Here is a 20,222-nt window from a genome sequence, read left to right as displayed (position 1 = left end):
GTCACATGAACTTGGGAGCTCCGGAGATCATCCTGATCTTGGTGGCCTTGGTCCTGCTCTTCGGCGCCAAGAAGCTGCCGGACCTCGCGCGTGGCGTTGGACGGTCCCTGCGCATCTTCAAGGCCGAGACCAGCAAGATGAACGATGACGACGACAAGCCGACCGTCGTCCAGACACAGCCCGAGGCCCAGCAGCAGCCCGCCACGCCCCAGCAGCTCCAGGCCGCGGCCCCGTCGCCGGAACCGTCGCCGGAGGAGCAGGCCCGCCGGCTCGAGGAGCAGGCCGCCAAGCTGCGTGCGAGTGCCCAGGCCGACAAGCGCCCCTGATTCTTCCTCTCCTCCTCACTCCCTGGACTGGTGATGGCGCTGCTGAAACGGTCGGGGCCCAAGCGCAAGCCTGAGCCCGATGCCGAAGGCCGGATGCCGCTCATGGAGCACCTGCGCGAACTGCGCAACCGGCTGCTCATCGCGTTCGCCGCCGCCGTGGTGGGTTTGATCATCGGGTGGATCGTCTTCGACCCGGTGTGGGCGGTGCTCAAGGATCCCTACTGCTCGACCGCCCAGTCGCGTCAGCTCACGGGCGAGTGCAGCCTGACCTACACCGGCATCTTCTCGTCGTTCTTCATCACCTTGAAGGTCTCGCTGATGGTCGGCCTGGTGCTGTCGTCGCCGGCCTGGCTCTACCAGATCTGGGCGTTCGTCACCCCGGCCCTCTACCGCACCGAGAAGCGCTACACGGTGTTGTTCCTGACGCTGGCCATCCCGCTGTTCACGCTGGGGGCCGGGCTGTCCTACTTCATCATGGACACCGCGCTGGGCTTCCTGCTGAGCTTCTCGGTCGACGGCTCGGTCGCCACCATCTCGATCGACGACTACCTCGACTACGTCCTGATCATGCTGCTGATCTTCGGGGTGTCGTTCGAGCTGCCGCTGCTGCTGGTCTTCCTCAACATCATCGGGGTGCTGTCCCACGCGACGGTGGCCAAGCACCGGCGGCTGGTCATCTTCCTGATGTTCGTCTTCGGCGCCGTCGTCACGCCCGGCGGCGACCCCATCACCATGATGGCGCTGGCCGCGCCGATGATCGTGCTGTTCTCGGCGGCCGAGCTGGTCATGTACCTGAGGGAGAAGCGCAACCCGGTGAGCGAGTTCGGTCACCTGGACGACGACGAGGCCTCGCCGCTGCCCGAGGACGCCCCGCTCGACGACGATGCCGACGCCCCCCGCGCCGGGGAGGATTCCGGTTCCGGGCGATAGGCGATAAGTTCCGGGCGTGTCCCCTCAACTCGCCCTGCTCGTCAACCCCGCCGCGCGCGGCGGCCGCACCCTGCGCCTGCTGGAGCCGGTGGCTCGCCGCCTGCGCGCCGGCGGGGCCGAGCTGTCGGTGATCGTCGGCGACGACGCCGGCGACGCCCTCGACCGAGCCTGCACCGCCGTCGCCGAGCGCCCCGACGCGCTCGTGGCCTTCGGCGGTGACGGGCTCGTGCACCTCGCCGTGCAGGCCGTGGCCGGCACGGACGTGCCGCTCGGCATCATCCCCGCCGGCACCGGCAACGACATCGCGGCGGCGCTCGGGGTGCCGTGCGGCGACCCCATCGCCGCCGCGAGGACCGTGCTGCGGATGCGGCCGCGGAGCGTCGACGCCGCCCGCGTCGTCGCGGGTGCCGCGGACGAGCTGTTCGCCGGGGTCATGTGCTGCGGGTTCGATTCGCGGGTGAACGAGCGCGCCAACCGGCTTGCCTGGCCGCCGGGGATGGCGCGCTACGTCGTGGCGATGGTGGACGAGCTGCGCTCGTTCCGGCCGATCCCGTTCCGCGTCACGCTCGACGAGGACGAGGTGATCGAGCGGGAGGCCATGCTGGTGGCCGTCGCCAACACGCGTTCGTACGGCGCGGGGATGCGGGTGTCGCCGGACGCCAGCCCGGACGACGGGCTGCTGGACGTGGTGATGCTGGAGGCCGTGTCCAAGGCCGAGTTCCTGCGGGTGTTCCCGAGCGTCTACCGGGGCACGCACGTGGGCCATCGGGCCGTGTCGGTCAGGCGGGTGCGCAGCGTGCGGCTGGAGGCGGCCGATGTCGTCGCCTACGCCGACGGCGAACGGGTGGGGCCGGTGCCGGCGCACTGCGAGGTCCGGCCTGGGGCGTTCCGCGTCCTCGTATGAATCTACAATGTAAAGGCGCCTGCGCGGAGGCCGTACAAGCTCGGCGGGACGGACCGGAATGGCGATTTCGGTAGGCTGACGGGTATGACAACGCCAGCGGAACGCTATGCGGCCTTCCGTCAGAAACACGGGAACGACGGGGCCGCTCTCACATCGTTCCGAGGCCTCTACGACTTCGCCCTCGACGACTTCCAACTGGACGCCTGCCGTGCCCTGGAGGCCGGTGACGGCGTCCTGGTGGCGGCGCCCACGGGGTCGGGCAAGACGGTCGTCGGCGAGTTCGCCGTCCATCTGGCGCTGGAGCAGGGCCTCAAGTGCTTCTACACCACCCCCATCAAGGCGCTGTCCAACCAGAAGTACAACGACCTGGTCAAGCGCTACGGCACCGCCAAGGTGGGCCTGCTGACCGGCGACAACAGCGTCAACGGCGAGGCCCCCATCGTGGTCATGACCACCGAGGTGCTGCGCAACATGCTCTACGCCGGCTCGGCCACGCTGGCCGGGCTGGGGTTCGCCGTGATGGACGAGGTCCACTACCTCGCCGACCGCTTCCGCGGCGCGGTGTGGGAAGAGGTCATCATCCACCTGCCCGAGTCGGTCCGGCTGGTGGCGCTGTCGGCGACCGTCAGCAACGCCGAGGAGTTCGGCGAGTGGCTGGGCGAGGTGCGCGGCGACACCACGGTGATCGTCGACGAGCACCGCCCGGTGCCGCTGTGGCAGCACATGATGGTCGGCAACCGCGTCTACGACATGTTCGTCAGCGACGACCTGACGCCGCGCATCAACCCCACGCTGATGCGGGTGACGCGCGACGCCGAGCGGCTGACCGCCGGGCGGGGCAGGCGCGGCTACGGCAGGCCGCAGCGCTCGCGCGCGCCCGACCGGGTGCAGGTGATCGAGAAGCTCGACGCCGAGGGGCTGCTGCCGGCGATCACGTTCATCTTCTCCCGCGCCGGCTGCGACGCGGCCGTGCAGCAGTGCCTGTACGCCGGCATCCGGCTCACCACCGAGCGCGAGCGGCACGAGATCAGGCAGCTCGTCGACGAGCGGACCGCCCACCTGCCCGACGAGGACCTGGCGGTGCTGGGCTACCTCGAATGGCGCGACTGCCTGGAGCGGGGCCTGGCCGCGCACCACGCGGGCATGCTGCCGGCCTTCAAGGAGGTCGTGGAGGAGCTGTTCACGCGCGGGCTGGTCAAGGCCGTGTTCGCCACCGAGACGCTGGCCCTGGGCATCAACATGCCGGCCCGCAGCGTGGTGATCGAGAAGCTCGACAAGTGGAACGGCGAGACCCACGCCGACCTCACCCCCGGCGAATACACCCAGCTGACCGGGCGGGCCGGGCGGCGCGGCATCGACGTCGAGGGCCACGCCGTGGTGCTGTGGCAGCCCGGCATGGACCCGCTGTCGGTCGCGGGCCTGGCCGGCACCCGCACCTATCCCCTGCGCTCCAGCTTCCAGCCCTCCTACAACATGGCGGTCAACCTCGTCGGCCAGTTCGGCAGAGAGCGTGCCCGCACGCTCCTGGAGGAGTCGTTCGCGCAGTTCCAGGCCGACCGGGCGGTCGTGGGGCTGGCCAAGCAGCTGCGCAAGCACGAGGAGGCGCTGGAGGGCTACCAGGAGGCCATGACGTGCCACCTGGGCGACTTCCCCGGATACGCGGCGCTGCGCCGCCGCCTGTCCGACCGTGAGGCCGAGCTGTCCCGGCAGCGTGGCGCCGCCCGCAGGGCCGCCGCCGTGCGGTCGCTGGAGGCGCTGCAGCCGGGCGACGTGATCCGGGTGCCCGGTGGGCGCAGGGCGGGCCTGGCGATCGTGCTCGACCCGGGCCGCAACCCGCGCGGCCGCGCCGCCGGCGCCGGGCCGAGCCCGCTGGTGCTGACGATCGGCAAACAGGTCAAGAAGCTCGACCCGGCCGACTTCCCCGTGCCGGTCGAGCCGCTGGAGAAGCTGCGCATCCCGAAGAACTTCAACGGCCGCTCGCCCAAGGAGCGCGCCAACCTGGTCTCCACGCTGCTGGCCAAGATCGGCGACCGAGACCTGGGCAAGCCGGCCAGGGCCCGCGACCACGCGGTGGAGGACGACGAGGTCAACGAGCTGCGCCGGCGCATCCGGCAGCACCCCTGCCACGGCTGCGACGAGCGGGAAGACCATGCCCGCTGGGCCGAGCGCTATCACAAGCTGCTGCGCGAGACCGAGGGGCTGCGCCGCCGGGTCGAGGGCCGCTCCCATGTCATCTCCCGCACGTTCGACCGCATCTGCGCGGTGTTGGAGCAGCTGGGTTACCTCGACGGCGAGTCCGTCACCGACGAGGGCCGGCGGCTGGGCCGCATCTACACCGAGCTCGACCTGCTCACCGCCGAGTGCCTGCGGATGGGCTTGTGGGAGGAGCTCGACCCGGGCGAGCTGGCGGCGTGCGTGTCGGCGCTGGTGTTCGAGTCGCGGGCGGCCGACGACGCCCGCAGGCCAAAGATCCCGGCGGGGCGGGCGCAGGACGCCCTGACGTCGATGACGCGGCTGTGGGGCGAGCTGGAGGCTATCGAGTCAGACCACGGGCTGTCCACGATCAGGGAGCCCGACATGGGCTTCGCGTGGGCCGCGTTCCGCTGGGCCAGGGGCCACAGCCTCGACGCGGTGCTCATGGAAGGCGTCAACGGCAACGAGCTGGCGGCCGGTGACTTCGTACGGTGGATCAAGCAGCTGATGGACCTGCTGGGCCAGCTGGGGAACGCGGCGCCGCAGGGCAGCAAGATCAAGCAGACGTCGGTGAAGGCGATGGACGCCATGCGGCGCGGCGTGGTGGCCTACTCCTCGCTCACCTGAGCGTCCGGCCGCGCGGGGCTCCCACCGGGCCGCGCGGATGCCGCGAGCCATGCCCGGCTACTTCTCGGCGCGGGCGCCGACCACGGTGAGCGCGAGGCCCAGCAGGCCCGCGACGATGCTGGCGGCCGTCAGCGCGCCGCCGTCGAGCACCAGGTGCAGCAGGCCGAAGTCGCGGTCGAAGAAGAAACCGGCGATGAGGCCGCCGAAGCCCTGGATCATGAGGAGAACGCCGAGGAATGCCATGCCTCGACGATCCCAGCCCGGGGCGGCCGGATCATCGAACCAAAGTATCGGCCCGTATGCACCTTGGAACCAGTTCTCAGAAGCATCTTTGACTTTCGGCTGACGTCTGCTAGGCCATTATCTCGTTTGCACGAGATTTAACGGCGTTGCGAAGTGCCGTTCTCGGCGGGATTCTCCGGTCAAGTCTCTTTTAAATGGTGAATATGCCGTGCTATATCGCAATTCGGGTGCTAGTGTCCGTTTTGTGCAAGTTAGCCAACGGGGGAGGAATCATGGCTAGCACGCAGTTCACACAGGTCGGCCACCAGCTCGGATGGGGATGCCGTAGGCGTCGTCGTCGCCGCTGGTGCGGCGGATGCCGTCGTCGCCGCTGGTGGGGCTGGGGGTGGTAAACCGCCCCGCTGAGAGCCGGCGGCACAGCCGCCGGCTCTCATTCTCTGTCTCCGGCCGCGAGCTCGCTCCGGCGATTTCCATTCGCCGCACATTCCGCGAGTTCTGGCCGGACACTCGCGGGTTGCGCCGCCTATTCGCGGCCGGTGTCGTCCTCGCCGTCGTCGCCGCGCTGTGCGAGGTCGCCGCGATCCGCCTGTTCGGCCACATCACCGACGAAGTGCTCACCACCAAGGAGCTCGCCGCCTTCTGGACCCCCGCGTTCAGCTGGCTCGGGCTCGCCGCGGTCGCCGGGGCGGCGTCCTTCGGCGGGACGTACGTCACCGCGCTCGGGGCGGAACGATTTCTGCTGAAGCTGCGCGACCGGATCTACGCCCACCTTCAGACGCTCGCGCCGGAGTTCTCGGAGAAGCGGCGGCTGGGCGACCTGATGGCGCGGCTCACCGACGACGTCGAGGCCATCGAGGAACTCGTCGGATCCGGTGTGGTCAAAGCCGTCACCACGGTCGCCAGCGTGATCTTCTTCGCGGGAGCCGCCTTCTTCATCCGGTGGGACCTCGCGTTGATCACGATGGCCCTGATCCCGGCGTTCCTGGTGGTCTCCAAGGTGTTCGCCGGCAGGTTCAGGGGCGCCGCGGCGCGTGAGCGCCACAGCAACGGCGTCATGAACAGCGTCCTGGAGGAGGGGCTGGCCAACCAGCCGCTCGTGCAGGCGTACAACCGGCAGGGCGACGAGTCGCGGCGCCTGCACGGAGAGGGCCGCAACTGGCTGCGCGCCAACATGGCGCAGGCCTGGCTGTCCGGCCTGTACGGCCCCGCCGTGCAGGTCATCGAGACCATCTGCCTGATCGTCATCCTCGGGTTCGGGGCGTGGGAGATCGCCGCGGGCCGGCTGACCATCGGCGGGCTGCTCGCCTTCGCCGCCTACCTGGCCATGTTGTACCCGGCCGTGCAGAGTCTGGGGGAACTGGCCCTGACGGTGTCCGAGGCGGCGGCCGGGTCCGACCGGGTCATCGAGATCCTGCGGACGGAAGCCACCGTCACCGACGATCCCGGCGCCGTGCCCGCGGGCAGGAGCCGCGGGCGGATCGCGTTCGAGCGGGTGGGCTTCGCCTACCCGGGACGCGCGCGTCCGGTGCTGCGGAACCTGTCGTTCACCGCCGATCCCGGCGACGTCGTCGTCATCGCGGGGCCCAGCGGAGCGGGCAAGTCGACGGTGGCCAAGCTGCTGCTGCGCTTCTACGACCCCGACGCCGGGCGCATCCTGCTGGACGGCGCCGACATGCGGGGCCTGACGCGCGAGTCGTTGCGCGAGAACATCACGATCCTGCACCAGGAGACGCTGATGTTCTCGGGGTCGGTCCGCGACAACATCGCCTACGGCCGGCCCGGCGCCTCGCTCGACGAGGTCATCAGGGCCGCGGAGGCGGCGGGCGTGCACGACTTCGTCAAGGTGCTGCCTCAGGGCTACGACACGCCGGTCGGGCAACGGGGCCGGCTGCTGTCCGGCGGGCAGCGGCAGCGGATCGCGATCGCCCGGGCCATCCTGCGCGACGCGCCGGTGCTGGTGCTCGACGAGCCCATGACCGGGCTGGACGCCGCCACGGCGGCGCAGGTCATGAAGCCGTTGCGGCGGCTCATGGCAGGGCGTACGACGCTGATGATCACGCATGACCCGCGGCACGTGCCCGAAGGCGCACGCACGGTGGAACTGGAGCCGGTGCCAGGACCGGAGCGCATCCGGCTCAAGCGCGTCGGCGTCCGCGGCAGGCGCTCCCCGGCGCGATGCTGAGCCCCTCCTTGACCCGCCGGATGGTTGCCCCGGCCCGCGACACCCGCCCTACGGGGCGGGTGTCGTGGTTCCGGGCCCGGCTCGCCGCCGCAGCGGGCGGCCGATAGAATCACCGGGCTCTCCCCGCGTCGCGCCCGGCAGCGCGGAGGCACTCCCCCCGCGTCGAAGACAGGTTCAGCCCGTGACTCCTGCACCGCCTGACGGGAGCGGCTTCCCGCTCTCCCCGGCCGAGGCCGGTGACGGGCGAGCCCTGCCCGCCGCGGTCGCGGGAGCCGCACCGGCGCACCAGCGACCCTGCCGGGGCGTGCGGCAGCCCACCCGACGGATCTGATGGGCGACGACCACAGCTCGGCCCGGCCGCTGCGCGCCGACGCCCGGCGCCACCGGGAGCGGGTGCTGCAGATCGCGCAGGAGGCCCTGGCCGGTGACGGCCTGACGATCTCCTTCGACGAGATCGCCCGGCGGGCCGGGTTCGGGGTCGGCACCGTCTACCGGCACTTTCCCACCAAGGAGGCGCTGATCGAGGCGGTGCTGCTGGGCCGGATCGAGCGATTCGTGGCCGACGCCCGCGCCCTGGCCACCGCCGAGGACCCGGGCAGGGCGTTCTTCGGCTGGTTCACGAAGGTCGTCGACGAGGCCGCCGCCAACCAGGCGCTCTGCGCCATGCTGGAGAGCGGTTCCTGGGTGGCCTTACGGCCGGGCTCCACGCTGGAGGACGACTTCGCCGCCGCCGTCGACCGGCTGCTCGCCCGGGCGCAGCGGGCGGGTGCGGTACGCCCGGGGCTGACCGGCCGGGACGTGGCCGACCTGCTTCGCGGTTGCCTGGTCGCCGAGCGGAGAGCACGGTCCAGGAACGGGCGGGTGCGGATGGCGGACGTGGTCTGCGACGGCATGCGGGCCATCGGCTGATCAGCCGCCGGCGCGGAGGGGGCGTTCCTCGCCGCGCGGCGGCCGGGCGTTCACGTGAGGTGCGCGTCCAGGCCGGTGATGCGCAGCAGCCGCCTCATGGAGGGTGGTGCGCCCGTGACGCGCAGTGGGGTGTCCTGGCTGATGGCCTGGTTGCGGGCGGAGACGAGGGCGCCGAGGCCGGCCGCGTCGATGAAGGACAGCCCGCTGACCTCGACGACCAGGCTGAGCGTGCCGCGGTGCACACCACCGGCCTCCTGTAGCAGCCGGGTCAACCGCCCGCGGAGCGCCTCGGCGGTGGCGATGTCGAGCTCACCGGAGACGCTGACGGTCACCGTGCCGTTGTGGCGGCTGGTGATGAGACGCAGTGGGTCCATCCGTGCTCTTTCCAGAGCTGTCCCCGCCGGTGGCGCGGACCCGCCCTTGCCGTACACGCGGACGTCGTATTCGCGTTACACGCAGTTTCGTGTGCGTTTCGGGTGGAGTGTACAGGTCCGGCGTCGCTCGTTCGGGGTCTTGTGGTGTTTCGGGGGAAAAGAGAAACCCCAAGGAAAACAATTCCGATTACCAGATCGAAGATTCCCCACCCTAGGGGAGCGGCTCCGGCCGGCCGGGTCCCCGCTGGGTACTTGGGCAGCTCAGGGCGAGGCCACGACCCGGTGCGCGGCAGGGCTCGCGGCGGGTACGAGCAGCTTCATTTTGCGGAAATTAGGTGATTTGTCGGGCGTGATCACACTACGCTGCTACCCGATAAGGTACGAGGGAAAGCAAAGAACAGTGTGGATCGCAGTCGCAGTGCCCGCCGCCATCGTCGTGGGCATGGTGGTCTGGTGGCTCCGCCGCGACATCGTGGGTGTCGAGGCCGCCGGTCAGTTCGAGGTGGAGCGGAAGTGGGGCTGGGAGCTCCGGCTCGCGCCGGAGGCCGAGGCGGCGTTCATGGAGGGCCTGCGCGCCTACAACGACGGAGGCAACCGCCTGGCCGTCGACGGCGAGCGGGCGGTGCTCACGACGTACGACCCGCCGCGGCTGATCTCGCTGCACCTGCTCGCCGACGGGTTCGCGGCACGGGGTGACGCCGCGCTGCACGACCCGCAGGACACGGTGGCGGCGCTGATCGACCGGCTGGCGGGGGACGAGCGGCCGGGGGTGCTGCACCTGCGCCCCGGCCGGCTGAGCGGAGAGGGCGGGGACATCGACCCGGCGCGCTTCACCGAGGCGGTGCGTGAGATCGTGTGCGCCGGTCAGGCCGAGGGCGTCGTGGGCCGGTCGGTCGACGAGAGCCTCGGCGCGGTGCAGGTGACCGTGCTCGGCGAGCCTTCCGTGGCGCGGGGCGAGGGCCCGGCGCACGTCAACGGCAGGCAGGTGCCCGAGGCGGCGGGGCCGGCCACGGCGGCGCTCAAGGACCGTACGGCTGGGCCGGACGGCGCGCCTGGCCGGCGCGTGAACACGATGATGCTGGATCTGGCCCGGGTGCTCGACCGCTGCGAAAAGGCCCTGGCCGAGCAGCCGGACGCCACTTTGGAGGCGCTGATGCGCGAGGTCGCCCCGCGCCTGATCGCCTCCGGCGGGCCCGGGCTGACCTGGACCAGGCCGCCCTCCCAGGACGACCTGCGCATCGTGCTCGCCGCCACGGGCTCCCGAGAACTCCACTGACCGGCGCCCGGCCTCCGGTGACGGCTCTTCACCGCGTGACCGGAGGGCCCGCCGGCCCACGGGTGAAAGGCACGGGTGGACGGCACGGGTGGACGGCACGGGTGGTCGTCAGTTCTCGGCGCGGCCCTCGCGCCAGTAGCCCATGAAGGCCACCGTGCGCCGGTCCATGCCGCGTTCGGCGACCAGGTGCCGCCGCAGGGTCCGGATGACGGAGGCCTCTCCGGCCAGCCACGCGTACAGCGGCCCGTACGACGGCGGCTCCTCCTGCGGCACCTCCCACAGCTCCTCGGCGTCCACGTCCACGTCGTCGAAGGTGTCGGGCACGGGCAGCGGGGGCAGCAGGCGGCCGGCGGCGGCCCGTACGGCGGGGACGAGGTCCGCGCCGCGCTTGCCTCCGTTCCTGGCCAGCCAGGTCACCTTGACCGAGGCGGCGGTGTCCACCGGCAGGAAGTCGTCCTCGCCGGGCACCTCCATCAGCACCTCGCCCGCCAGTTGCGCGGGCAGCCGCTCCAGGACGCCGCAGATCGCCGGCACCGCGGTCTCGTCCCCGGCCAGCAGCACGCAGCCGGTGCCGGCGGGCGGGCGGAACTCCAGGCCGCCGTGCGTGCCCTCGTAGCGCGCGTCGGGGCCGAAGAGCGCCGCGACGTCGCCGGGGCGGACCTGCTCCGCCCACCGCGCGACCGGGCCGCCGTCGGGGTGCATGACCACGTCCACATCGACCTCGCCCGCCTCTGGACGCACCAGCCTGGCGGTGTAGGTGCGCATCGGGTTGCGCTTGTCGTCGTCGAGCTCCCGCCAGCGCATGTACCAGTCGGGACCGGCCGGCAGGTACGCCAGCCCGTGCTCCGGCACCGGCAGGATCAGCTTGAGTCGCTGGTCGTAGCCGTTGTCGGCGAACACGCGCAGGTCGTCGCCCTGGAAGGTGACCCGCAGGAAGGACGGGCTCAACCGCTCAAGCCGGTCCACCCGTACGTTGAACATGCGATACGGCTCGATCATCCCCGTGCACTCTCCGATCTTTATTAGGTGAGCCTAACCTAACCGATCAGGGCCGGTATGGCCAGCCGCGGCCGCTCCGATAGCGTCGTACCGCTGAAGGTCGCCGGGCGCCGGCCAGCGCCTGCCCGCGCCTGCCCGAGTCGAGGAGGCCGACGTGTCCCCCCACATCCTTTCCGCCGCGGGTGTCGCCCTGGTGCTCGACGGCTCAGGCCCAGGTCTTCCGCGCGTGCTGCACTTCGGCGCCGGCCTGGGGCCTGCCGACGGCCCCGCGCTGGAGCCTGTGCTGGCGTCCCTGGCCCCCGCTCCGCCGCTGCTGCCCGCCCAGGCAGACGGCTGGTACGGCAGGCCGGGCCTGTCGGGTGGCAGGGACGGCGAGCACTGGCCGGTCCGGTGGAGCCTCGGCCGCGTCGACGTGACGGCAACCCCCGGCGCGGGGGGCACGGTGACCGTCGAGGCCTCCGACGCCAGGGCCGGGCTCGCGCTGGTGAGCGAGCTGGCCATGGACGCCCGCGGCCTGGTGACGATGCGGAACACGGTGACCAACACCGCCGCCTCCCCCTACCGGCTGGAAGGGCTGACCTGCTCGCTGCCGGTGCCGCCGCGGGCGGGCGAGCTGCTCGACTTCACCGGCCGGTGGGCGATGGAGAAGACGCCGCAGCGCCGGGCGTTCGGGTTCGGCGTGTGGTCGAGGGAGAGCCGGCGGGGCCGTACCGGGCACGACGGCACCGGGCTGCTGGTGGCCGGGACCGCGGGGTTCGGCTTCCGCTCCGGCGAGGTGTGGGGGGTGCACGCGGGCTGGAGCGGCAACCATCTGCACCACGCCGAGCGCCTGCCCGAGGGGCCGGCGCTGCTGGCCGCGGGCGAACTGCTCGAGCCCGGGGAGATCGTGCTGGCGCGGGGGGAGAGCTACCGTACACCGCGGGTGTTCTTCACCTGGTCGGGTGGCGGGCTCGACGATGCCGGCGGCCGGCTGCACGACCACCTGCGCGCGGAGGGCCCGCTGCCGGTGCGGCCCGTCACCCTCAACAACTGGGAGGCCACCTACTTCGACCACGGCCTCGGCCGGCTGCTCGAACTGGCCGAGCGGGCCGCGGCGGCCGGGATCGAACGGTTCGTGCTCGACGACGGCTGGTTCCGGAACCGCCGCGACGACCGGGCCGGGCTCGGCGACTGGTACGTCGACGAGGGCGTGTGGCCGGACGGCCTGCACCCGCTGGCCGACCGCGTGCGCGAGCTCGGCATGCAGTTCGGGCTCTGGTTCGAGCCCGAGATGGTCAGCCCCGACTCCGACCTGGCCCGCGAGCATCCCGACTGGATCCTCGGCCACGCCGAGCGCATGCCGCCGCCGCAGCGCAACCAGCAGGTGCTCGACGTGGCCAGGCCGCAGGCGTACGCGTACCTGCTGGAGCGGCTGGACACCCTGATCGGCGAGTACGCGCTCGACTACATCAAGTGGGACCACAACCGCGACATCGCCGAGCCGGTGCACGCCGGCGTGCCGGGCGTGCACGCGCAGACGGAGGCCGCCTACCGGCTGATCGACGAGTTGCGCCGCCGCCATCCGGGGCTGGAGATCGAGTCGTGCTCGTCCGGCGGCGCGCGCGTCGACTACGGCATCCTGGCCCGCACCGACCGGGTGTGGACCTCCGACAGCAACGACGCGCTCGACCGGCAGGCCATCCAGCGCTGGACGGGGCTGCTGGTGCCGCCCGAGCGGCTGGGCTGCCACGTGGGCGCGCCGAAGGACCACGGCTCCATGCGGCGGCTGCCGCTGGCCTTCCGCGCCGCCACCGCGCTGTTCGGGCACATGGGCGTCGAGTGGGACCTGACCTCGGCGAGCGAGGCCGAACTGCGGGAGCTGGCCACGTGGATCGCCCTGCACAAGCGGCTGCGCCCGGTGCTGCACGGTGGCCGGGTGGTGCGCGCCGACCACCCCGATCCGTCGGCACTGCTGCACGGCGTGGTGACGCCCGAGCGTGGCGTGTTCGCGTTCGCGCAGCTCACCACCCGGCTCGCCATCGGGCCCGCCCCGCTGCGGCTGCCCGGTCTCGACCCGGCGGCCTCCTACGACGTACGGGTGGCGGGGCCGCTGCCCGAAAGGGCCGGGCTGCCCGGGTGGACGGCCGCCCCGGTGCGGCTGCCGGGCCCGGTGCTCGGCGAGGTCGGGCTGCCCGCGCCGGCACTGCGGCCGGCCTCGGCGCTGATCATCGAGGTCGAGCGGGCCTAGCGCAGGGAGCCCTCCCGCGGCCGAGGGGCGGGTGAAGGGTCATCGGTAGCCCTTCGCCAGCACCTCCCGCGTGTCGTGGGCGATCCGGGACGCCTGCTCGGAGGGGAGCGGCGTGCGCGGCGGGCGGCAGGGGCCGCCCTTGCGCCCCGCCAGGTCCATCGACAGCTTGATGGACTGCACGAACTCTGTCTTGGAGTCCCACCGCAGCAGCGGGTGCAGGTCTCGGTAGACGGGCAGTGCCTTGTCCAGGTCGCCGGCGGTGGCCAGGCGGTAGAGCTCGACCGTGGAGCGCGGGATCATGTTCGGGTAGCCGGCGATCCAGCCGACCGCCCCGGCGATGCCCAGCTCCAGCAGCACGTCGTCCGACCCGATGAGCAGGTCGAGCCCGGGCGCCCGCTCGGCCAGCTCGTACGCCCTGCGCACGTCCCCCGTGAACTCCTTGACGGCGACGATCAGCCCTTCCTGGTGCAGCTCGGCCAGCAGCCCGGGGGTGAGGTCCACCTTGGTGTCCAGCGGGTTGTTGTAGGCCACGACGGGCAGCCCCACTCTGGCGACCTCCCGGTAGTGGCCGACCACGGCCTCCCGGTCGGCGCGGTAGGCGTTCGGCGGCAGCAGCAGCACGGACGCGGCGCCCGCCTCGGCCGCCTGCTCGGCCCAGCGCCGCGCCTCGGCCGCGCCGTAGGCGGCCACGCCCGGCATGACGTGGAAACCGCCGGGGGCGGCCTCGATGGCGGTGCGGACCACGCGCGCGCGCTCGTCGTCCGTGAGCGTCTGGTACTCGCCGAGCGAGCCGTTGGGGCAGACGCCGTCGCAGCCGCCCTCGGCCAGGAACCGCACGTGCTCGGCGTAACCGTCGTAGTCGACGGACAGGTCGTCGTTGAAGGGCAGCGCGGTCGCGACGTGCACGCCGTGCCAGACGGGAGCGATCATGACTTCTCCTTGTTCCAGTTCTCCAGCCCGCTCGCGTCGATGGGCAGGGCGGCTGAGAGGTTCTCCGCGCCGCCCGCCGTGACCAGCAGGTCGTCCTCGATCCGCACGCCGATCCCGCGCAGCTCCGGTGGGAGCGTGCGGTCGTGGGCGTGGAAGTACAGTCCGGGTTCGACGGTGAGCGCCATGCCGGGCGCCAGCCGCGCGCCGTGGTACGCCTCGGGGCGGGACCGCGCGCAGTCGTGCACGTCCAGGCCCAGGTGGTGGCCGATGCCGCACACCAGGTAGCGCCGGTGGTGCTGGCCGCGCTCCGACAGGGCCTCGTCCACCGAGACCGGCAGCAGCCCCCAGTCGTGCAGCCCGCGCGCGATGACCTCCATGGCCGCGTGGTGGAAGTCGGTGAAGCGGCGGCCCGGCGCCACCTGCGCCAGCCCGGCCCGGTGCGCCCGCTCGACCAGGTCGTGCACCTGCCGCTGGGCGGGGGAGTAGGAGCCGGACACGGGGAAGGTGCGGGTGACGTCGGCGGTGTAGTGGCTGCGCACCTCCACGCCCATGTCGAGCAGCAGCAGCTCGCCTGGCCTGACCGGGCCGTCGCAGCGCACCCAGTGCAGCGTGGGGGCGTGCGCGCCGCCGCCGACGATGGTGGCATAGCCGGGGCCGTTGCCGTGCGTCCTGGCATACCGGTCGAAGGTGCCCTGCAGCCAGCGCTCGCCGCCGCCCGCGACCGCGGCCGGAAGCTCGGCGAGCACCGCGGCGAAGCCCTCCACGGTACGGTCGACGGCCTCGCGCAGCCGGGCGGTCTCCCAGTCGTCCTTGATCATGCGCAGCTCGGCCAGCACCCGGCCGAGCTCCCCGGACGGGTGCGCCCAGCCCGGTCCCGCGAGCAGCGCGCCGTCCGGCGGCCCGGCGAACCCCGGCAGCGCACGCACCTCGACCCCGAGCGCCCCGGCCCACTCGTCCAGGGACGGTGAGGGACCGACCCACAGCTCGCCGTAGGCGCTGTCGGCGTAGAAGCCCTGCTCGCCGGGGCGCGCGGGCGCAGGCAGGTAGAGCGTGGCCTCGCCGCCCGAGACGACGGCCACCGCGTTCTCCACGGCGCAGCCGGTCAGCCAGTAGAAGTCGCTGTCCACCCGGAAGTCGTAGGCGGTGTCGTTGCTGCGCACCGGCGCCCGGCCGGCCGCCACGACGGCGGTCGTGCCGGGAAGCGCGGCGGCGAGCCTGGCCCGGTGGGCCGCGGCGGCCTCGGCCGCGCCCGGCTCCAGCGCGGGCGTCCGGGCGGGGGAGTCCCAGCCCTCGGCGATGTACGCGGCGAACGCGGGGATCTCCGTCAGCTTGGGCAACCGGCCGTCGGTCATGGGGTGGTTCCTCCTCCTAGGTCGCGGACGAGCCCTGTCAGCCGGGCGAAGACCCGGTCGTCGCCGATGCCGTCGTGCTCGTACTCGTTGGTGACCCACGCCTGGGTGTTGCCGACCCGGGCGGCGGTGTCCAGTTGCAGGCCGGCGTCGACGTACATGTCGTCGAAATAGACGGCGGCGGCCACCGGCACCTCGTTGGCGGCCAGCCGGTCCAGGTCGTACAGCGGCGGCCACGCGGCACGTTCGGCGAGCAGTTCGACGGCCGGGCCGAAGGGGCGCAGCGCGCGGATCTCCCTGAACATCCAGGGGTAGATCATCTCGCCGGTGAACAGCAGCGGCCGGGCGCCCTCGGCGAAGGCGGGATGCCGGGCGCGTTCCCGCTCGGCCGCCCACGCCGTCGCGCCCGGGCCCGAGCCGTAGATGCTCTCCTGCAACGCCGCGAACAGCGGGTTGTCGGCGTAGGAGGAGCGCGCCAGCACCTGGTGCAGGAACGTCTCGGTCGGCTCGCCCGGCCCGTCGGATCGGGCCTCGTCGAGCAGCCAGTGCATGCGCTCGAAGCCCGGTTTCATGCCGAAGTCGACGCCCAGCGACTGCAGCCGCCGCACGGTGAGGGTGTCGCCGTCGGGCAGCCGCACGTCTCCGGTGGCCAGCTGGTCGGCCAGCCGGCCGGTGGTCCCCACGTGGTGCGGGTAGCGGCGGTAGAACGCCGCGTTCTTGGCGGCCACCCGGGGATAGGTGCGCCGGTAGACCTCGGCGGCGTCGGGGTCGAGCGAGGGCAGCCCGCCCGCCACGTAGCAGGCGCTCAGCCCGCCGGGCGCGCGGGAGAGGTACGTCAGCGTGAGGAAGCCGCCGTAGCTCTGTCCCAGCGTCGACCAGCGCCGCCCGCCGAACACGGTCGTGCGCAGGTGCTCGGCGTCGGCCACGATCGAGTCCGCGCGGAAAAGGGCCAGGTGGCCGGCCCCCTCCCGCGGGCTGAGCGCGCTCATCATCCGGCCGTCGACGCGCGAGCTGCGGCCCGTGCCCCGCTGGTCGAGCAGGATCACCCGGTACGTCTCCAGCGCCTGCCCGAGCCAGCCCGACGTGCCGGTGGGGCGCGGCCCCTTGCCGCCGGGCCCGCCCTGAAGGTAGAGCAGGCACGGCAGGTCCTCCGCGTCGCGGGCCGGGTCCACCACCTCGCGGGCGAACACCCTGATCGCCGGCCCAGGGTCCGACCAGTCGAGCGGCACCTCGACCACGTGGTCGCGCATCCGCATCCCGGGGATCGTGTACGTCGCGGTGATCAAGCCCTCTCCCTCCTGCGGCGTTCCCATTCCGGATCGATGCGCGGGATGGCCGCCAGCAGCGTGCGCGTGTACTCGTCCTGGGGGTCGCCGAACACCTGTGCGGTCGTCCCCAGCTCGACGATCCGGCCCTTGCTCATCACGGCGACGCGCTGCGCGATCTGCCGCACCACGGCCAGGTCGTGGGCGATGAACACGTAGCTGAAGCCGCTCTCGCGCTGCAACCGCCGCAGCAGTTCGATCACCTGCGCCTGCACGGACACGTCGAGCGCGGAGACGGCCTCGTCGCAGATCACCAGCTTGGGGTTGACGGCCAGCGCGCGGGCGATGCCGATGCGCTGCGCCTGCCCGCCGGAGAACTGCGCGGGGTAGCGCAGCGAGTGGTCGGGGTCGAGCCCGACGCGTTCCATCAGCTCCTTGGCGTGGGCGCGGCGGCTGCCGTGGGGCGCGATGCCCTGGTAGACCAGCGGCGCCATGAGGATGCGCTCCACCGTGTGCCGCGGGTTGAGCGAGGAGAACGGGTCCTGGAAGACGACCTGGACGTTGCCGCGGAAACGGGCCAGCGCCGGCCCCTTCGCGCGGGTGACGTCCTCGCCCTCGAACTCCAGCGTGCCCTCGCTCGGCTCCAGCAGTTTGGCGATCATCCTGGCGGTCGTCGACTTGCCGCTGCCCGACTCGCCCACCACGGCCAGCGTCTCGCCCAGCCGTACGTCGAAGCTCACCCGGTCGACGGCCGTGAAGGCGGTCTTCGCGCCGAGCGGGCCGCGGGAGACGAAGCGTTTGGTCAGGTCCTTCGCGCGCAGCAGCGTCATGCGCTCACCTCGTCGAGGGGGTCGTCGATGCGGGGGATGCTGTCGAGCAACATCCGGGTGTAGTCGTGGCGGGGCTCGGCGAAGACCTGCTCGGCGGTGCCGTACTCGACCTGCTCGCCGCGCCGCATCACCAGCACGCGGGTGGCGATCGAGCTGATCACGGCCAGGTCGTGCGTGATGAACACCATGCCCATGCCGCTCTGTTCGCGCAGGTCGGCCAGCAGGCGCAGGATCTGTGCCTGCACGGTCACGTCGAGGGCCGTGGTCGGCTCGTCGGCGATCAGCAGCGAGGGCGAGCACACCAGCGCCATCGCGATCATGATGCGCTGACGCTGTCCGCCGGAGAACTGGTGCGGGTAGTGGCCCGCCCGCCGTTCCGGATCCGGCAGCCCCACCTGGCGCAGCGCGCCGACGACGACCTCACGGGCCGCCGCGCGCGAGCCGCCGCGGTGCGCGCGATAGAGCTCCTCGATCTGCAGTCCGACCGTGTAGTAGGGGTTCAGCGACGACAGCGGGTCCTGGAAGATCATCGACATCCGGTCGCCGCGCAGCTGCCGCAGCTCCCTGGGGGAGGCGCCGAGCACGTCGGCGCCGTCCAGCCGGATGGTGCCCCGGGCCGTCGCGCCCTTGGGCAGCAGGCCCATGATCGCCAGGCTGGTCATCGACTTGCCGGAGCCCGACTCGCCGACGATGCCGACGGTCTCGTCCCTGCCGACGGTGAAGGAGACGTCCTTGACCACGTCGACGGGGCCGCGCGCGGTGGAGAAGGTGACGGTGAGGTCCTCTACGACCAGCAGATCGCTCATCTCGCCGTGATCCTCACTCTCGGGTCCAGCCTCGTGTAGACGAGGTCCACCACCACGTTGCCGATCACCACGAAGAACGCCGCCAGCAGCGTCACCGCCATGATCACCGGCTGGTCGTTCTTGGCGATCGAGTCGGCGGCCATCTTGCCGACCCCGTTCAGCCCGAACACCGTCTCGGTGATCAGCGCGCCGCCCAGCAGCGCCGCGAAGTCCATGCCGAAGATCGTGGTGATCGGCGTCAGCGCCGGCCGCAGGGCGTGCCTGCGCAGGGTCAGCGCCGGGCTGAGCCCCTTCGACCGGGCCGTGCGCATGAAGTTCTCCGCCAGGGTGTCGATCACGTTCGCGCGGGTGAGCCGGGCGTACAGGCAGGCGTAGCCGGTGGCCAGGACCAACCACGGCATCAGGTACGACTGGAACCACAGCGCCGGGTCGTCGGAGAACGGCACCGCCTGCGGGAACGGCAGCACCTGCAGCTGCACCACCAGCACGTACTGCAGGGCCAGCGCCAGCACGTAGTTGGGGATGCTGGAGCCGCCGAGCGCGAGGCCCATGGCGGCGCGGTCCCACCAGGTGCCCTCCTTGACCGCGCTGAGCAGGCCCGCGACGATCCCGATGAGCAACCACAACACCGCCGCGCCGATCGCCACGGTCGCGCTGACGGGCAGGCGCTCCACGACCATGTCCCACACGGACTGGTTGGTCTGGAAGCTGTAGCCCAGGCAGGGCGCGGCGCAGTGCACGAGGTTCGCGCCCTCGCCGTAGTCGCGCCCGGCGAAGATGCCTGCGAAGAAGCCGAGGAACTGGGCGGGGAACGGCTCGTCGAGGCCGAGGACGCCGCGGATCTGGTCGATGCGCTCGGGCGTGCACGTCTTCCCGCAGATCATCACCGCCGGGTCGGGGGAGAGCGTGAAGAAGATGATGAACGTGAACAGGCACACCAGGAAGAGGATCAGCACCACCCCGGCGGCCCGCCCGGCCAGATAGCGCGCCATCACGCGGCCTCCCCGGAGTCGAACGCGGCCCGCAGCCGGTCGCCGAGCACGGTCAGCGACAGCACGGTGAGGAACAGGAACGTGCCGGGGATCGCGAAGTACATCGGGTCGACGGCGTACCACCCGACCGAAGAGGCGATCATCTGCCCCCACGACGGCGTGGGCGGCGTGACGCCGACGCCGAGGAACGACAGCCCCGCCTCGGTCCCGACGTAGCCGGGCACCGCCAGCGTCGTCATGACGATCAGCGAGCTGCGCAGGTTCGGCAGGATCTCCTTGAACACCAGCGCCCCCGTGGAGGCTCCCGAGGCCCGCGCGGCCTCCACGAACTCCCGGTTCACCAGCGTCATCGTCTGCCCGCGCACCACCCGCGCCAGATACGGCCAGCCGAACACGCTGATCACCACGACCAGCAGCACCGGCCGGTCGCCCTGCGGCAGCGACGACAGGATGGCGATCATGAAGATGAGCGCGGGGAAGGCCATCAGGAAGTCCATGACCCGGCAGATCACCTGGTCCGCCCAGCCCCGGTAGAACCCGGCGAGCATGCCCAGCACCACGCCGAGCAGCGTCGTCAGCGCGGTCGCGGCGAGCGCGATCAGCAGCGACACGCGGGCGCCGTACGCGATGCGGGCCAGGATGTCGCGGCCGTTCTGCGGTTCGACGCCGAGCGGGTGCTCGGCGCTGATCCCGCCCAGCGTCCCGTGCGGCACCCCGCCCAGGTCGGTGTCGACCGCGGCCGTGTCGAAGTCGTTGGGGCCGTGCCCGGTGATCAGGCTGATCAGCGGCGCGCAGATCGCCATCAGCACGATCAGCGCCAGGAACGCGCTGCTGAGCACGGCGGCCTTGTCGTGCAGCAG

Annotated in this window: 18 protein-coding genes; 8 read left to right on the top strand and 10 right to left on the bottom strand. The window is 72.0% G+C overall.

Features of this window, described 5'->3' with window-relative positions; genetic code table 11:
- Positions 1-5: 5 nt before the first annotated feature.
- From tatA to GUY59_RS20055, 4 genes are all read left to right on the top strand, one after another.
- Positions 6-326, top strand: a complete 321-nt coding sequence (gene tatA, locus GUY59_RS20070) for a Sec-independent protein translocase subunit TatA (RefSeq protein ID WP_132332247.1) — start codon at positions 6-8, stop codon at positions 324-326.
- Between the two features lie 33 nt (positions 327-359).
- Positions 360-1,256, top strand: a complete 897-nt coding sequence (gene tatC, locus GUY59_RS20065) for a twin-arginine translocase subunit TatC (protein ID WP_236667322.1) — start codon at positions 360-362, stop codon at positions 1,254-1,256.
- A gap of 16 nt (positions 1,257-1,272) precedes the next feature.
- On the top strand, positions 1,273-2,160 hold the full coding sequence (locus GUY59_RS20060; protein ID WP_138199161.1) for a diacylglycerol/lipid kinase family protein: 888 nt from the start codon (positions 1,273-1,275) through the stop codon (positions 2,158-2,160).
- A gap of 84 nt (positions 2,161-2,244) precedes the next feature.
- A complete protein-coding gene (locus GUY59_RS20055) occupies positions 2,245-4,980 on the top strand; it encodes a DEAD/DEAH box helicase (protein ID WP_171055294.1) in 2,736 nt (911 codons plus the stop codon).
- A gap of 57 nt (positions 4,981-5,037) precedes the next feature.
- Here the strand turns inward: GUY59_RS20055 and GUY59_RS20050 are convergent, their stop codons facing one another.
- Complete coding sequence (locus GUY59_RS20050) at positions 5,038-5,223, bottom strand: hypothetical protein (RefSeq protein ID WP_138199159.1); 186 nt, start codon at positions 5,221-5,223, stop codon at positions 5,038-5,040.
- A gap of 514 nt (positions 5,224-5,737) precedes the next feature.
- Between GUY59_RS20050 and GUY59_RS20045 the strand changes: the two genes are divergently transcribed.
- Together GUY59_RS20045 and GUY59_RS20040 are read left to right on the top strand one after the other, a co-directional pair.
- Positions 5,738-7,405: an ABC transporter ATP-binding protein gene (locus GUY59_RS20045; RefSeq protein WP_236667321.1), complete on the top strand. Its 1,668-nt coding sequence runs from the start codon at positions 5,738-5,740 to the stop codon at positions 7,403-7,405.
- Between the two features lie 330 nt (positions 7,406-7,735).
- Positions 7,736-8,314: a TetR/AcrR family transcriptional regulator gene (locus GUY59_RS20040; protein WP_138199157.1), complete on the top strand. Its 579-nt coding sequence runs from the start codon at positions 7,736-7,738 to the stop codon at positions 8,312-8,314.
- Positions 8,315-8,364: 50 nt separating this feature from the next.
- On the opposite strand, the gene GUY59_RS20035 is transcribed toward GUY59_RS20040, so the two are convergent.
- Complete coding sequence (locus tag GUY59_RS20035) at positions 8,365-8,688, bottom strand: STAS domain-containing protein (protein WP_138199156.1); 324 nt, start codon at positions 8,686-8,688, stop codon at positions 8,365-8,367.
- 400 nt (positions 8,689-9,088) lie between these two features.
- Between GUY59_RS20035 and GUY59_RS20030 the strand changes: the two genes are divergently transcribed.
- Positions 9,089-9,964: a hypothetical protein gene (locus tag GUY59_RS20030; protein WP_138199155.1), complete on the top strand. Its 876-nt coding sequence runs from the start codon at positions 9,089-9,091 to the stop codon at positions 9,962-9,964.
- A 108-nt stretch (positions 9,965-10,072) separates the two neighbouring features.
- On the opposite strand, the gene GUY59_RS20025 is transcribed toward GUY59_RS20030, so the two are convergent.
- Complete coding sequence (locus tag GUY59_RS20025) at positions 10,073-10,963, bottom strand: siderophore-interacting protein (protein ID WP_171055293.1); 891 nt, start codon at positions 10,961-10,963, stop codon at positions 10,073-10,075.
- 154 nt (positions 10,964-11,117) lie between these two features.
- Between GUY59_RS20025 and GUY59_RS20020 the strand changes: the two genes are divergently transcribed.
- The gene (locus GUY59_RS20020; protein ID WP_138199154.1) at positions 11,118-13,190 is read left to right on the top strand and encodes an alpha-galactosidase; all 2,073 of its coding nucleotides are present in this window, start codon (positions 11,118-11,120) and stop codon (positions 13,188-13,190) included.
- Positions 13,191-13,229: 39 nt separating this feature from the next.
- Here GUY59_RS20020 and GUY59_RS20015 read toward each other — a convergent pair whose 3' ends face one another.
- The 7 genes from GUY59_RS20015 to GUY59_RS19985 all read right to left on the bottom strand — a co-directional run.
- Entirely contained in the window at positions 13,230-14,120 is an 891-nt protein-coding gene (locus GUY59_RS20015) for a dihydrodipicolinate synthase family protein (protein WP_138199153.1), read from the bottom strand.
- Positions 14,117-15,472, bottom strand: a complete 1,356-nt coding sequence (locus GUY59_RS20010; protein WP_138199152.1) for an aminopeptidase P family protein — start codon at positions 15,470-15,472, stop codon at positions 14,117-14,119. The genes GUY59_RS20015 and GUY59_RS20010 overlap by 4 nt, the downstream gene beginning before the upstream one ends.
- Positions 15,469-16,755 (bottom strand): alpha/beta fold hydrolase, encoded by a 1,287-nt coding sequence (locus tag GUY59_RS20005; RefSeq protein WP_138199151.1) that lies wholly within the window; start codon positions 16,753-16,755, stop codon positions 15,469-15,471. The genes GUY59_RS20010 and GUY59_RS20005 overlap by 4 nt, the downstream gene beginning before the upstream one ends.
- The gene (locus GUY59_RS48850; RefSeq protein WP_138199150.1) at positions 16,752-17,564 is read right to left on the bottom strand and encodes an ATP-binding cassette domain-containing protein; all 813 of its coding nucleotides are present in this window, start codon (positions 17,562-17,564) and stop codon (positions 16,752-16,754) included. Before GUY59_RS48850 ends, GUY59_RS20005 begins: the two co-directional genes overlap by 4 nt.
- Positions 17,561-18,370: an ABC transporter ATP-binding protein gene (locus tag GUY59_RS48845; RefSeq protein WP_138199149.1), complete on the bottom strand. Its 810-nt coding sequence runs from the start codon at positions 18,368-18,370 to the stop codon at positions 17,561-17,563. The genes GUY59_RS48850 and GUY59_RS48845 overlap by 4 nt, the downstream gene beginning before the upstream one ends.
- Positions 18,367-19,362 carry an ABC transporter permease gene (locus tag GUY59_RS19990; protein WP_138199216.1) on the bottom strand — a complete coding sequence of 332 codons (996 nt, stop codon included), beginning with the start codon at positions 19,360-19,362 and terminating at the stop codon, positions 18,367-18,369. The genes GUY59_RS48845 and GUY59_RS19990 overlap by 4 nt, the downstream gene beginning before the upstream one ends.
- Positions 19,362-20,222 (bottom strand): ABC transporter permease (locus GUY59_RS19985; protein WP_161714619.1); only part of this gene is annotated, 861 nt, incomplete at its 5' end. The genes GUY59_RS19985 and GUY59_RS19990, both read right to left, overlap by 1 nt.

The organism is Nonomuraea sp. K271 (assembly GCF_009908215.1).
Lineage (GTDB): Bacteria > Actinomycetota > Actinomycetes > Streptosporangiales > Streptosporangiaceae > Nonomuraea > Nonomuraea longispora.
This window is presented reverse-complemented; position numbering and strand designations above follow the sequence as displayed.

Bases quoted from the DNA above. Each gene is read 5' to 3' on its own strand.
- GUY59_RS20055 (WP_171055294.1), top strand. From the start codon at position 2,245: ATGACAACGCCAGCGGAACGCTATGCGGCCTTCCGTCAGAAACACGGG.
- GUY59_RS19990 (WP_138199216.1), bottom strand. From the start codon at position 19,362: ATGGCGCGCTATCTGGCCGGGCGGGCCGCCGGGGTGGTGCTGATCCTC.
- GUY59_RS48845 (WP_138199149.1), bottom strand. From the start codon at position 18,370: ATGAGCGATCTGCTGGTCGTAGAGGACCTCACCGTCACCTTCTCCACC.
- GUY59_RS48850 (WP_138199150.1), bottom strand. From the start codon at position 17,564: ATGACGCTGCTGCGCGCGAAGGACCTGACCAAACGCTTCGTCTCCCGC.
- GUY59_RS20015 (WP_138199153.1), bottom strand. From the start codon at position 14,120: ATGATCGCTCCCGTCTGGCACGGCGTGCACGTCGCGACCGCGCTGCCC.
- tatA (WP_132332247.1), top strand. From the start codon at position 6: ATGAACTTGGGAGCTCCGGAGATCATCCTGATCTTGGTGGCCTTGGTC.
- GUY59_RS20040 (WP_138199157.1), top strand. From the start codon at position 7,736: ATGGGCGACGACCACAGCTCGGCCCGGCCGCTGCGCGCCGACGCCCGG.
- GUY59_RS20035 (WP_138199156.1), bottom strand. From the start codon at position 8,688: ATGGACCCACTGCGTCTCATCACCAGCCGCCACAACGGCACGGTGACC.
- tatC (WP_236667322.1), top strand. From the start codon at position 360: ATGGCGCTGCTGAAACGGTCGGGGCCCAAGCGCAAGCCTGAGCCCGAT.
- GUY59_RS20025 (WP_171055293.1), bottom strand. From the start codon at position 10,963: ATGATCGAGCCGTATCGCATGTTCAACGTACGGGTGGACCGGCTTGAG.
- GUY59_RS20050 (WP_138199159.1), bottom strand. From the start codon at position 5,223: ATGGCATTCCTCGGCGTTCTCCTCATGATCCAGGGCTTCGGCGGCCTC.
- GUY59_RS20010 (WP_138199152.1), bottom strand. From the start codon at position 15,472: ATGACCGACGGCCGGTTGCCCAAGCTGACGGAGATCCCCGCGTTCGCC.